This window comes from Rhizobium sp. AQ_MP, assembly GCF_014237835.1.
GTDB lineage: Bacteria > Pseudomonadota > Alphaproteobacteria > Rhizobiales > Rhizobiaceae > Allorhizobium.
In genome coordinates, this window is record NZ_JACJVI010000004.1 from 230,154 (window position 1) to 242,507 (window position 12,354).

Below are 12,354 nucleotides of genomic sequence, written 5' to 3' on the forward strand. Positions count from 1 at the left end.
AAAGTTTTGCCACATACAGATTCTTGAAGTTTGTTCTTGCAATGTTCTCGTTTTGGGGCTAGGAATAAAGTCATTGAGCGAGGCCGGAAAGCCCGCGAGGAGCAAACATGAACGAGCTGTCTCTTGTGAGCCAGGCTGCCTTTCAGCCCGGCAATACGGCAGATATTGCCGACGCATTGATGAATGCTTCCGGCATGCGGATCGAGATCGATCGGCGGCGCGGACGGGCAGCCGGGATCAATCCGGCCGGGCGGTTCGAAGTCCAGGAACGTGTTGCCTTCGACGATGGCTGGCAGACGCTGGAGGACATGCCGCCCTTCCGCACCGAGGTGCAGGTCGAGAAACCGCGCACGGTGATTACCCGCAACGATTCGCCCGACATTCCCTTCGACCGCTCGATCAACCCCTATCGGGGTTGTGAACACGGCTGCATCTACTGCTTTGCCCGGCCGACGCACAGCTATATGGGGCTGTCCGCCGGCCTCGACTTCGAAGCCAAGCTGTTTGCCAAGCCCGATGCGCCGCGTCTGCTGGAGCGGGAGCTCTCCAAGCCGGGCTACAAGGTCAAGCCGATCGCGATCGGCACCAATACCGATCCCTATCAGCCGATCGAGCGGGAATGGCGCATCATGCGGCAGGTGCTTGAGGTGCTGGATAAGGCGAACCATCCCGTGGTGATCGTTACCAAGTCGGCACTGATCCTGCGGGACATCGACATTCTCAAGTCGATGGCCGAGCGCGGACTGGCGAAGGTGGGAATTTCGGTAACGACGCTGGATCGCAAACTGGCGCGGACGATGGAGCCGCGTGCCTCGACGCCTGCCAAGCGACTGGAGGCGATCAAGGCCCTGTCGGAGGCCGGTATTCCCGTGGCCATTATGATGGCGCCTGTCATTCCGGCGCTGAACGACCACGAGATCGAGCGGATCCTCGACAGCGGCAAGGCTGCGGGGGCGACAGAGGCGAGTTATGTGCTGCTGCGCCTACCGCTCGAAGTCAGCCCGCTCTTCCGTGACTGGTTGCTGCAGAACTATCCGGATCGCTACCGGCATGTGATGTCGCTGGTACGCTCGATGCGCGACGGCAAGGATTACGATGCCGAGTTCGGAAAGCGGATGAAGGGGGCCGGGCCCTATGCCTGGCAGATCAGCCGCCGCTTCGAGATGGCGACAAAGCGGCTCGGCCTGACACGGCGCAGCCTGCATCTGAGGGAAGACCTGTTTGTCTCACCCAACAGCGATGGGGTTCAGCTCTCGCTGCTCTGACGGCGTTTTCGTATTCCGGTGCCGTTGTCCGCCGCCTCGCACCGGATGAAGTCCCTGGTAAGCCGCCCCGGCGCCATGATCGGCGATCGGGACCGGGGACTTGCAGGAGGTCGGGTGCGCGTGCGATTTCTGCCGCATGAAACGACGCACGCCACCCGATTCTCCTGGCCTCTTCCCCGACCTGCCTCTCGTGCCTGACTTCTCGCTGGAGAGCCGGGCCAAACGAAGAGGACTTTGGCCGGTTGCGGGAACGGATGAAGCGGGCCGAGGGCCTCTGGCAGGCCCCGTGGTGGCCGCAGCCGTCGTCCTCGATCCGAAGCGCATCCCCGAAGGCCTCAACGATTCCAAAAAGCTCTCGGCTGTCCAGCGGGAGGCGCTCTACTACCTGATTCTGGAGCAGGCAACGGTCTCGATCGCCTCCTCGTCGCCCCGGCGGATCGATCTCATCGACATTCGCAAGGCCAGTCTCGATGCTATGCGCAGGGCGGTCGCGGGACTGCAGATCGAGGCGCGGCATGTCCTCGCCGACGGACGGGACGTGCCGATGGGGCTCACCTGCAGCGGTGAGGCCGTGGTCAAGGGAGACGGGCGATCAGTCTCGATCGCCGCGGCCTCGATCATCGCAAAGGTCATGCGCGACCGGATGATGGTGCGCGCGGGGCTCGTCTATCCCGGTTACGGATTCGAAGTGCATGCAGGCTACGGCACCGACCGCCACCGCAGCGCCATCGTCACCCACGGCCCCTGCCCCCTGCACCGGATGAGTTTTCGGCCGCTGAAGCCCGCGACGGTCGATCAAGATGATCGCTTAGATCGATAATCGCTCCGACCTAAGCCTGCGCCCTGAACTCAATGAGCGTCCCAGACATATCTGTGCGCCGCCTCACCAACCCCCACAAACGAAAACGCCCCGAGCGGAAGACCACTCGGGGCGCCTGAACTTGTTTTGCCGCTAATGCGACCGAACCGACCTCAGTTGAGGCGCGACTTTACTTCGCCGATAGAGGCCTTGAACAGAGCCTGCTGTACGCCCTCATCAGACTTCTTGGCGAGAACCTTTTCCGCGGCAGCGATCGCAAGATCGACGGCTGCAGCGCGAACGGCATTCACAGCTTCCGTCTCGGCCTGCTTGATCTTCTGCTCGGAGAGTGCATTGCGGCGTGCAACGAACTCTTCGGTCTTCTGCTTGGCCTCTGCCGTCAAGGCAGCCGCTTCGCGTTCGGCCGCAGCGACGATGGCTGCCGCTTCGGCTTCAGCTTCCTTGCGCTTGCGCTGGTATTCAGCCAGCAGATGCTGGGCTTCTTCGCGCAGGCGCTTGGCTTCGGCAAGTTCGTCACGGATCTTGTCAGCGCGGTCATCAAGCGCCTTGGCCATCATGCCCGGCACCTTCAGATAGGCGAGCAGGCCGAGAAACAGGATGAGCGCAACAAGTGCAAAAAATGAAGCGTCCATGTTGCTTACGCTCCCTGCTTGGCGACGCCGGAAACGGCGGCCTTGATGTCGGCGGCGGTTGACTTCGTGCCGATCAGTTCTTCAACGATGGTACCGACGGTGTCGATGGCGATCGTGTCGACTTCGGCGAAGGCGCGAGCCTTGATGTCAGCGATGCGGCTTTCGGCGGCGGCGATCTTGGCAGAGAGTTCCGCTTCGATGGCAGCGCGCTCGGCGTCGGCCTTGGCCTTGGCCTGGTCGCGGGCGGCAGATGCAATCTGGCCGGCCTTGGCTTTGGCAGCAGTCAATTCGCGTTCGTAGGTTTCGATCGCGGCATCGGCTTCCGACTTCAGACGAGAAGCCTCATCGAGATCCTGCGCGATACGGTCGTGGCGATTTTCAAGAATGCCGCCGACGCGCGGAACGATGACCTTCTGCATGAGCATGTAGAACACGCCGAATGTGATCACCAGCCACAGAAGCTGAGACGGATAGGTCGAGAAATCGAACGGCGGGAACACGCCGCCGCCATGGCCCGCGTCGTGGGCAACGCCGGTTTCCGTGTGAAGCTGGCCTTCTGCCGGCACTTCCTCGGCATAGGCGGGGGTCACAAACATGCTCACCTCCAGGTGTATGCTCAAATGCGCGAGATCACGGCTGCCATCCCGGCGCGCCGTGACCCCAGACTCCAGCCGTTATCAGACGGCGAACAGGAGAAGGAGAGCGATGAGCAGCGAGAAGATGCCCAGAGCTTCCGTAACGGCGAAGCCGAATACCAGACGGCCGAACTGGCTGTCAGCAGCCGACGGGTTGCGCAGAGCGCCCGACAGGTAGTTGCCGAAGATGTTGCCGAGGCCGAGAGCCGTGCCGGCCATACCAAAGCAAGCCAGACCTGCGCCAATGTACTTTGCTGCTTCCGCTTCCATGAATGAACTCCTTCGAGATGGTTGTTGCGGGTGTTGACTGACGCGAGTGCGCCGATGTCGGTGATCCTTAGTGCCCGCCGGGGTGTATTGCGTCGTTGAGGTACATGCAAGTCAGCACCGCAAAAACGTAGGCCTGGAGGAAGGCGACGAGGAACTCGAGACCCGTCAGGGCGACGGTCATGATGAGGGGCAGAATTGCGCCGCCGATGCCGATCGCGCCAAGGGCGCTCAGCGAAGTGACGAAGCCTGCAAATACCTTGAGCGTGATGTGTCCGGCCAGCATGTTGGCGAAAAGTCGAACGGACAGAGAGATCGGACGCGACAGGAAGGAAATGATTTCGATCATCACGACCAGCGGCAGAAGCGCGCCTGGAACACCACTCGGCACGAAGATCTGCAGGAAGTGGAAGCCGTGCTTGTAGAAACCGTAGACCACAACGGTGCCGATCACGAACAGGGCGAGCGCGAATGTGACGATGATCTGGCTGGTGATCGTGAAGAAATAGGGGAACATTCCCAGAAGATTCGCCGTCAGAATGAACATGAACAGCGAAAAGACCATCGGGAAGAACTTCATGCCGTGACTGCCGGCACCTTCGCGCAGCATGGAGGCAATGAATTCGTAGGACATCTCGGCCACCGACTGCATGCGCGTCGGGATCAGGCCGCGATTGCTGGTGGAGAAGTACAGGAAGCCGGCAGCCGCCGCGACGGTCGCGACCATGAACAGCGAAGCATTGGTGAACGACAAATCAATTCCGCCAACCTCGATCGGCACAATCTTCTGAACCAGGAACTGATGAGTAGGATCGTTCGACACGTTCTGCTCTTTCGCTTTTGCCGCTCTGGGCGGGCACTTTCGTCCGGCACCGACCGTTAGAGGTCGTCGCCCTTGTTTTTAAAATCCATCCTGCGGTCTGCCGGATGAGGCGACGCCACCATCCCCACAGTTCGCATGACGTTCAACACACCGGCGCAGAACCCGAGGAGCAGCATCACGATCATGCCCCAGGGCCCTGTACCCGCAAAGTGGTCGAAAAGATAGCCGATGATCGCGCCGACAATGACAGCCGAGACGAACTCACTCGAGATCTTCATCGCCATTCCGTAGCCCTTGCGGGTTTCCTCGGCGCGGATCTCGTCGCGTTCTTCGTCCTTGTCCGCAGTTCCCCGCTGTGCGAGCTCTGCGGCCAGTCGCCGACGACGTTCTTCCAGACTTTCTTCTCGGTTATCCGTCACGATCCGCTCCGCCCGCTCCGTCTTCTGAGGGCGACCAGCGCCCGAAATGAATGCAGAAACGGCCGTATACAAACCCTCTGGCCCGCTTTGAAGTCGGGCGCACCATAATTTTGAGCCCCCGGATAGTCAAGGCATAGAAGGGGCAAGTTGCACCACAAATTAACCTCGGAAAATCATAGACTTAAGTACAAGGAGGGGAATCGTGTCAGATGACAGAGGACAATTCCGGTCAAATGACCGCGAGGAGCGGCCAGAATCTCCTGCGCGCAACAGCAATGACGGCGGCCTGCCGGGCCAAGGGAGACAGACATCCCGCAACAGCTTGCCGACGGTCGCGTCCCATGGGACGCTCCGTCTGACCCGGCCGGACAGGTTCAAAGATGACGCGCTTTCTTCTTCGCATTGCCATCAGCATCGTGCTCGGCTGGACGGTCGGCGTCTACGCAGCCTTGACCTTTGGCCCGGAAGGCAATCTCACGCCTATGCTGTATATCTTCGTGACGGTTCCGCTGACCTATGCGGCGTCGTTTCTGATCGTGCCGCTGCTATCGAACTGGCTGGACCGGCTGCGCTGAGAAGCGACTCAGCTCCAGCCGCCGCCATAGGTGCGATAAAAGATGTGCTTGCCGATCTTTTCGACGCGCTTCATCGTCGGCCCCCAGGCCGGGCGTACATATGTCGCATGGTAGTGGGTGGCAGAGCCGACGTCCTTGAACCAGATCTTGCCGGCAGTCACTGCCATCGCGATCTCCTTGGCGATCTTCCAGTGGCGTGGCGAGGTAACGAGGTCGGGGATGCGGTCGCAGGCGAAGGAGAACTGGCAGCGATTGCGCCAGTCTTCGTTCTGGTAGACCACGCCGCAAATCGTATCGGGATAATGGGGGTTGCGCACGCGGTTGAGGATGACCTGAGCGACAGCCGCCTGGCCCTTCACCGATTCGCCGCGCGCCTCGAAGTAGATGCCTTCGGCGAGGCACTTTTGCTCCTTGTCGGAGAAGACGCTGGCAGGCAGCGGAGTCGCGGCCCAAGCGTGATCCTGCGGCCCGATCTCGGGTATGAAACGGCCCTGATCAGGCTGTTTTTCGGTGAGGATGCTGTCGAATGGCGAGACTGTCGCGTAATCCGGCGCGGGCGGTGCATAGGCGGTTGCGAGAACGTCCGGTACGGTGTTGGTGACGAGGTCGGCGATCATCGGCGGCAGGGACGGATCGACTGCCGGTTTTTCGCGCTTGAAATAGAAGCTGGCGAGTTGAACGGGCTCTGCCTTGTCTTCTTCGCGAGCGAATACGGAGGGAGCCTTGAGCTCCGGCTCCAGTAGAGAACTGGTCCGCTGCATAATCGAACCGGCGGAGAAAGCGCGCGGCGGCAGCATGGGCTCGACGGCGACCACCCTGCCCTTCTTCTGGTCCCGGGTAACGCGCATCTCGTCTGGAAGCGAATTGGGATCGGCCTTGCCGCCATCGAAGGCAATCCGGCGGCCATCGGGCAGGATCAAACCGGCGCCACCGGAAAGTGCATCAGTCGCCTCACCCTCGGAGAAAGCCAGGCTGGCTTCGTGGATCGAGCCGGCCGGGGTCGAGGTCATGACCATGCGCCAGTTGCTGGTGCCACGGTCAAGACCGGTCAGAAGACCCGCCATGTCTGCCTGGGCGGCAACGGATGGGAAAATCAGCCAGCATGCGAGGCCGAAGACCAGGGGGGAGGTCCAGTTCTCCAATCGGGAGAGGACCTTCTTCGAAGGACGAAACTTGGGACGCAAGGCCACACTCCAACACACGCTGGCGCAGGTTCGATGGTTCGAACTGCAACCGGATTACATTAGAGGAATATCTCTCATTAACCTTGATGCTTCGTTAATGCGTAATCACAGCTTCGGGAGAAGGTCGCACATGGGAAAAGACCGCCGGACGCGCCTGCGGTCTTGTCGGGTTTGCGTGCTCCCGGACCGATCAGATGATGACGTGCGACCCGAGCTCGATCACCCGGTTGGCCGGAAGACGGAAGTAGTCGGAAGGGTCTGCCGCGGCTTCGGCAAGCGCGATATAGAGCCGGTCCTGCCAATGCGGCATGCCCATGCCCTGCCCTGCCACGAGCTTGCGACGGCCGAGATAGAAGGACGTCGACATGATATCGAACTTCAACCCGCCGCGCCGCAGGCTGGCCAGTGTCTTGGAGACGTTCTGGGTCTCCATGAAACCGAAGCGGATTTCAACGCGGGAGAAGCGTTCGGAGAGCTCTTCGACAGCGAAACGGTCCTCTTCGGCAATGCGCGGGCGACCCAGCGTGCGGATGGTCAGGATGATGTTGCGCTCATGGATGACATGGTTGTGCTTCAGATTGTGCATCAACGCTGCCGGCGCCCGTGTCGGATCGCTGGTGAGGAAGATCGCCGTGCCGGGGACGCAGGCCGGACCATGCTCGCCTTTCTTCTCGATCATGCCGATGAAGGCCTCGAGCGGGATATCGTCACGGCGGGTTTTCTGGAAGAGGATTGCGGTGCCACGCCGCCAGGTCCACATGAGCACCGTGAAGGCCGCGGCGAAAAGTACCGGTATGTAGCCGCCGTCATGGATCTTCAGGAGATTGGCGCCCAGGAAGACCAGTTCGAGCAGGAGCAGCGGGGTGAGCACGGCTGTTGCGAGCGCCAGGCTCCAGTTCCACTTCTTGCGGACGAATTCGAATGCCATGATCGTGGTGACAACCATCGCACCGGTGACCGAGATGCCATAGGCGGTGGCAAGCGCGTCCGAACTTTCGAAAAGCAGAACCAGCGACAACACACCGACAAGCAGCAGCGTGTTGACAGAAGGCAGATAGATCTGGCCGGTCTGGGTCTCTGATGTGAACAGGATCTGCATGCGGGGCAGGAAGCCGAGATGGATTGCCTGGCGCACGAGCGAGAAGGCACCGGTGATGACCGCCTGGCTGGCGATGATGGTGGCGAAAGTCGCGAGGACCACGATCGGCAGCAGCGCCCAGGAGGGAAACATCAGGAAAAAGGGATTGGACATCGTCGACGGGTCGCGGAGCACCATCGCACCCTGCCCCAGGTAATTCAGCACGAGTGCCGGAAAGACCAGAAAGAACCAGGCGAGCTGAATCGGCCTACGGCCGAAGTGCCCCAGATCGGCGTAGAGCGCTTCAGCGCCCGTGACCGTGAGGAAAACAGCACCGAGCACAACAATTCCGAGAAAGCCCTCGCGGAGCAGGAAGCTCACCGCGTACCAGGGATTGAAGGCAGCAAAGATGCCAATGTCATCGAAGATGTGGATGATCCCGCCAGCGGCCATGACAACGAACCAGATGGCCGTAATCGGTCCGAAGAAGCGGGCGACCGCGCCCGTGCCCCGCGATTGGACGGCAAACAGCCCAATCAGAATGGCAAGCGAGATCGGCACGATGAATTCGGACATGTCTGGTGCGACGAGCTTCAGACCCTCGACGGCCGAGAGTACCGAAAGCGCCGGCGTAATCATGGAATCGCCGAGAAAAAGGGCGGCGCCGATCAGGCCCAGCACCATCAGGATCGGGCCGTGGCCGTTTGCGCTTTTCGACAGGAGGGCGAGCAAGGACAGAGTACCGCCCTCGCCGTCATTGTCGGCACGTAGAAGGAAGAGGACATATTTCAGGGTCACGATGATGGTCAGCGACCAGATCATCAGGGAGATGAGGCCGATAACCTCGACGCGGGTGATGCCGTCAACGGCGATCGGCTTCAGGGCCTCGCGGAAGGCGTAGAGCGGGCTCGTTCCGATGTCGCCGTAGACGACGCCAACCGAGCCGAGTGCGAGGAGAAAAAGACTGCGTGCATCCTTCGGACCAGCCGCAGGCTGGTGATCGATCTGTTGCATGGGGTTACAGGCTCTTCAGAGCCAGCCTTTCCAACGGAAAAACAAGAAGGGGATGATGGCGGAAAGAAGCATGGCGAGGATCGCCATGGGATATCCGAAGTTCCATCCAAGTTCCGGCATGAACTTGAAGTTCATGCCGTAGATCGACGCGACGAGGGTCGGCGGCAGAAAGACCACCGAAGCGATCGAGAAGATCTTGATGATGGCATTCTGCTCGACATTGATGAGGCCGAGCGAAGCATCGAGCATGAAGGTGATGTTGTTGCCGACAAAGGCAGCGTGCTCTCCGAGCGACTGGATGTCGCGCGCCACGATCGTGCAGAGCTCCGCTGCATCCTCATCGCGCCGAACGACAGGCTGTGACTGGAGGAAGGTGACCAGACGAGCCAGGGAAACCAGACTGTCGCGCAGCTTGCCGACGAGCTGGTGATTGCTGGCGATGTCAAGCAGCTTGTCTTCCAGAAAACGCGGCGGCCGGCGCTTGGCCGCCTTGCGGTTGACGAAAATCGTTATCGACAAGGAGTCGAGGCGAGATGCCACCATCTCCAGGATCTCGGCCGTGCGGTCCACGACGGTCTCCAAGAGATGACCGAGCAGCTTGGCGCCCGTATCACACTGGCCATTCAGTCGCAGAAGGCTGGCGCTAAAGAGCGCAAAGGCCCTCGGCTCGGCATAGCGGATGGTGATCAGGCGCCCGCGATGGAGGATGAAGGCGACATCGGTGAGCAGCGGATAGGTGGAATCGGCCCGATAAATCAGCGAGGCCGTCATATAAATGGCCTCATTCTCGACGTAGAGACGGCTGGAGGGTTCGATATCCTTCAGTTCGTCCGGCGTCGGCAGCGGAATCCCGATCTGGCTCTCGACGAAGTGTTCTTCTTCGAGGGTCGGCTTGATCAGGTCGATCCAGATGAAGTCATCGAGGAAATTGCTGGCTTGAGGCTCCGTGCCGATGACTTCGGCACTTCCGTCTCGTCGATAGGCCCTTATCAAGGACTGGTCACCTTCATGGCACGCCGCACAATTGAGTTGCGGAGACAATCATAGTCCCGAATGGAAAGCCAAAGCAATTGTTGCAGCACAGCAATGCAGCCAATGCACGCCTGCGCGAGCAGATCGGCGAGCCGGCTCCTTGTTGCAGGTGACTATTCGAAGACGATGGCAGGCGCTGCGCGACCGGAACGTGCCTTGACCTGCTCCCAGGCCTTCGTCGCGATGTCACGGTAGATCCTCGCCTGCGGCCCATCGGGTTCGCTGACGACAACGGGTGTGCCGGCATCGGAGGTCTCGCGGATCGAGATGGTCAACGGCACCTCGCCCAGGAAGGGCACGCCGATCTTTTCGGCTTCCGCCTTCGCGCCACCATGACCGAAGATGTCGTAGCGGTTTCCAGTGTCGGGTGCGATGAAGTAGCTCATGTTCTCGACGATGCCGAGAACCGGAACCTCAACCTTGTTGAACATATTGAGCCCCTTGCGGGCATCGATCAGCGCAAGATCCTGCGGGGTCGAGACGATGACAGCGCCGGAGAGCGGCACCTGCTGGGCCATGGTCAACTGGGCATCCCCGGTGCCCGGCGGCATGTCAACGACCAGCACATCGAGATCACCCCAGGCAACCTCACGCAGCATCTGCATCAGCGCCGACTGGACCATCGGGCCGCGCCAGATCATCGCCGTGCCCTCATCGACCAGAAAGCCCATCGACATGGCCTTGATGCCGTAATTCTCCATGGGAACGATGATGCGGTTCTCGATCTGCTGCGGCCGTCCCGAAATACCGAGAAGGCGCGGCATGGAGGGGCCGTAGACGTCGGCATCCAGAATGCCGACTCGCAGGCCGTTCGCCTTCATTGCCAGAGCCAGATTGACAGCCGTGGTCGATTTGCCGACGCCGCCCTTGCCGGAGGCGACCGCGATGATCGCTTCTATCCCGGGAACGCCGGCCTTGACGCGCTGCGCCCCGCTCTGCGGAGCACCATGATTGTGGGCATGACCATGATGATGAGCAGGAGCCGCCGCCTGCGGACGCGGCGGCGGCGGGCTTGAGCCCTGCTTGCGTTCCGCCGTCAGGCTGACCACGGCGCCCTTGACGCCGGGCAGCGCCTTGACGGTGCGCTCGGCCGCCTGGCGCAGTGGCTCCAGCTCCTGCGCCCGTTCGGCCGGCACGTTGATCGAGAAATACACCTTGCCATCGGAGATGAAGACATCCGAGAGCATGCCGAGATCGACGATATTGCCGTCGAGATCCGGCCCGCGGACCCCCTTCAGCGCCTCAACCACCTGCTCGCGCGACAATTCGGCCATCTTGATCTTCTTTCCGCTTCCGCATTCACTTCAGCGCAACCAGATAATGGAGCGGAAGGCATTCGCCAACCGGAAATGCGGCGCCGGGCTGCGACCTTTGCGGCAGAAACAGACAAGCCGCCGGCGGAGAGCACCCCCCGCGGCGGCTTGTCAGGCTGCACCCGTTGACGGGTGTCGTGCAACGTCCCCTCTGGACTGTCTCATGTGATGCAGAAAGCGTGCCAATCTCGAAAACGCGGAAAATCAGGCCGCAAAGCACACTGCCTGAGTCACAACATCGCGTTCGTGCCGGGAAACTAGGCTGCCGCATTGGCTTGGCGCACAAAAAAGCACCAGCGTTTGCCGTTACTTGATCAGACCCAGCCTGAGCGCCTTGGCGACGGCCTGGGTGCGGTTGACGGCATCCAGCTTCTTGGTCGCACGGTTGAGGTAGTGGTTGATCGTGTGTTCCGACAAGGTCAGGATCTCGGCGATCTCCACGCTGGTCTTGCCGGCTGCCGTCCAGTTGAGGCAGTCGAGTTCGCGCTCGGTCAGCATATCGCTGTTGCGGCTGTCCATCTCGCGGATTTCGGCGAGGCGGTTGAAGACGTGGGCCGCGACATAGGCGAGCTCCATCATCTCCCGCGTATCAAACAGTTCACGATCGCCGATGAAGGAGACCGCGCCTCGGGCTCCGGTTGCATCGTGAACGGGGAAGTAAGCGCCGCGGTTCATGCGAAAGCGATGGAATAGCGCTTTGGACACTTCGCCTGAGCGCGGATCGCGCTGGGTAGCAACGTCATCGATATCGAAACGCAGGGGTATGGACGAGCGACGCAGATGCGCCAGCACGGGGCTGCCGGAAAGCAGTGAGACCTGGTCGAACTCCGTCAGCAGATCGGATGGCCAGTTGGTGATGATCGAACTGCTGCCGAGTTCCTGTGCTGTCGCACCGGGCAGGTTCAGTACCATGAAGGCGCGGGCACCATATTGCTCGGTCACGCGTTTCATAAAACGGAACACGTCAAACTGGGTCTTGAAGCCCTTGATGTCAGAGACCAGCGCTTCAACGCGGGCGGCAGCTGCCGCATCCTGGTTGGTCATCACACACCCGTCCAATCCGAATCAACGGTCAAGAGGTTCAGGAAGATCGTCCAAGACGTATACGTCAACTGCTACATCACCTGCCATCGGTCGTGCATCGGGAACGCAATGCGTCATGAAACGCGTGCCTATTCCCCATCATCGCCGGATCCTGCTTGCGGGATCATTCGAAAGAATGAATGAAGGGACACCCAAAGGCGATTTCAACAACGAATCTGGTCCCTCAGGTTGCTGGAGCATAGACTTGTCGAGG

Annotated in this window: 13 protein-coding genes; 3 read left to right on the forward strand and 10 right to left on the reverse strand. The window is 60.7% G+C overall.

Annotated features, from left to right (window positions below):
• Window positions 1-107: 107 nt before the first annotated feature.
• Window positions 108-1,265, forward strand: coding sequence for a PA0069 family radical SAM protein (locus H6M51_RS09175; protein ID WP_185809568.1), 1,158 nt, complete (start codon window positions 108-110; stop codon window positions 1,263-1,265).
• 136 nt (window positions 1,266-1,401) lie between these two features.
• Window positions 1,402-2,085 carry a ribonuclease HII gene (locus H6M51_RS09180; protein ID WP_185809569.1) on the forward strand — a complete coding sequence of 228 codons (684 nt, stop codon included), beginning with the start codon at window positions 1,402-1,404 and terminating at the stop codon, window positions 2,083-2,085.
• 152 nt (window positions 2,086-2,237) lie between these two features.
• On the opposite strand, the gene H6M51_RS09185 is transcribed toward H6M51_RS09180, so the two are convergent.
• The 5 genes from H6M51_RS09185 to H6M51_RS09205 form a co-directional block, all read right to left on the reverse strand.
• Complete coding sequence (locus H6M51_RS09185) at window positions 2,238-2,717, reverse strand: F0F1 ATP synthase subunit B (RefSeq protein WP_162548195.1); 480 nt, start codon at window positions 2,715-2,717, stop codon at window positions 2,238-2,240.
• A gap of 5 nt (window positions 2,718-2,722) precedes the next feature.
• Entirely contained in the window at window positions 2,723-3,313 is a 591-nt protein-coding gene (locus H6M51_RS09190) for a F0F1 ATP synthase subunit B (protein WP_162548194.1), read from the reverse strand.
• A gap of 81 nt (window positions 3,314-3,394) precedes the next feature.
• Window positions 3,395-3,622 (reverse strand): F0F1 ATP synthase subunit C, encoded by a 228-nt coding sequence (locus H6M51_RS09195; RefSeq protein WP_006466154.1) that lies wholly within the window; start codon window positions 3,620-3,622, stop codon window positions 3,395-3,397.
• Window positions 3,623-3,689: 67 nt separating this feature from the next.
• Window positions 3,690-4,442, reverse strand: a complete 753-nt coding sequence (locus tag H6M51_RS09200; protein ID WP_162548193.1) for a F0F1 ATP synthase subunit A — start codon at window positions 4,440-4,442, stop codon at window positions 3,690-3,692.
• Between the two features lie 56 nt (window positions 4,443-4,498).
• Window positions 4,499-4,861 (reverse strand): AtpZ/AtpI family protein, encoded by a 363-nt coding sequence (locus tag H6M51_RS09205; RefSeq protein ID WP_162548192.1) that lies wholly within the window; start codon window positions 4,859-4,861, stop codon window positions 4,499-4,501.
• Between the two features lie 380 nt (window positions 4,862-5,241).
• Between H6M51_RS09205 and H6M51_RS09210 the strand changes: the two genes are divergently transcribed.
• A complete protein-coding gene (locus H6M51_RS09210; protein WP_185809570.1) occupies window positions 5,242-5,436 on the forward strand; it encodes a hypothetical protein in 195 nt (64 codons plus the stop codon).
• Between the two features lie 8 nt (window positions 5,437-5,444).
• On the opposite strand, the gene H6M51_RS09215 is transcribed toward H6M51_RS09210, so the two are convergent.
• The 5 genes from H6M51_RS09215 to H6M51_RS09235 form a co-directional block, all read right to left on the reverse strand.
• Window positions 5,445-6,620, reverse strand: coding sequence for a cell wall hydrolase (locus H6M51_RS09215; RefSeq protein ID WP_185809571.1), 1,176 nt, complete (start codon window positions 6,618-6,620; stop codon window positions 5,445-5,447).
• A 190-nt stretch (window positions 6,621-6,810) separates the two neighbouring features.
• Complete coding sequence (locus H6M51_RS09220) at window positions 6,811-8,712, reverse strand: potassium transporter Kup (RefSeq protein WP_185809572.1); 1,902 nt, start codon at window positions 8,710-8,712, stop codon at window positions 6,811-6,813.
• 15 nt (window positions 8,713-8,727) lie between these two features.
• Window positions 8,728-9,705: a magnesium transporter CorA family protein gene (locus H6M51_RS09225; RefSeq protein WP_185809573.1), complete on the reverse strand. Its 978-nt coding sequence runs from the start codon at window positions 9,703-9,705 to the stop codon at window positions 8,728-8,730.
• A gap of 152 nt (window positions 9,706-9,857) precedes the next feature.
• Window positions 9,858-11,018, reverse strand: a complete 1,161-nt coding sequence (gene apbC, locus H6M51_RS09230; RefSeq protein WP_185809574.1) for an iron-sulfur cluster carrier protein ApbC — start codon at window positions 11,016-11,018, stop codon at window positions 9,858-9,860.
• A gap of 345 nt (window positions 11,019-11,363) precedes the next feature.
• Window positions 11,364-12,101 (reverse strand): autoinducer binding domain-containing protein, encoded by a 738-nt coding sequence (locus H6M51_RS09235; RefSeq protein WP_162548187.1) that lies wholly within the window; start codon window positions 12,099-12,101, stop codon window positions 11,364-11,366.
• Window positions 12,102-12,354: the final 253 nt, after the last annotated feature.

What these genes read in the sequence shown, in the direction of transcription:
- H6M51_RS09175 (WP_185809568.1), top strand. Translation starts at nt 108, where the DNA reads ATGAACGAGCTGTCTCTTGTGAGCCAGGCTGCCTTTCAGCCCGGCAAT.
- H6M51_RS09180 (WP_185809569.1), top strand. Translation starts at nt 1,402, where the DNA reads ATGAAACGACGCACGCCACCCGATTCTCCTGGCCTCTTCCCCGACCTG.
- H6M51_RS09185 (WP_162548195.1), bottom strand. Translation starts at nt 2,717, where the DNA reads ATGGACGCTTCATTTTTTGCACTTGTTGCGCTCATCCTGTTTCTCGGC.
- H6M51_RS09190 (WP_162548194.1), bottom strand. Translation starts at nt 3,313, where the DNA reads ATGTTTGTGACCCCCGCCTATGCCGAGGAAGTGCCGGCAGAAGGCCAG.
- H6M51_RS09195 (WP_006466154.1), bottom strand. Translation starts at nt 3,622, where the DNA reads ATGGAAGCGGAAGCAGCAAAGTACATTGGCGCAGGTCTGGCTTGCTTT.
- H6M51_RS09210 (WP_185809570.1), top strand. Translation starts at nt 5,242, where the DNA reads ATGACGCGCTTTCTTCTTCGCATTGCCATCAGCATCGTGCTCGGCTGG.
- H6M51_RS09220 (WP_185809572.1), bottom strand. Translation starts at nt 8,712, where the DNA reads ATGCAACAGATCGATCACCAGCCTGCGGCTGGTCCGAAGGATGCACGC.
- apbC (WP_185809574.1), bottom strand. Translation starts at nt 11,018, where the DNA reads ATGGCCGAATTGTCGCGCGAGCAGGTGGTTGAGGCGCTGAAGGGGGTC.
- H6M51_RS09235 (WP_162548187.1), bottom strand. Translation starts at nt 12,101, where the DNA reads ATGACCAACCAGGATGCGGCAGCTGCCGCCCGCGTTGAAGCGCTGGTC.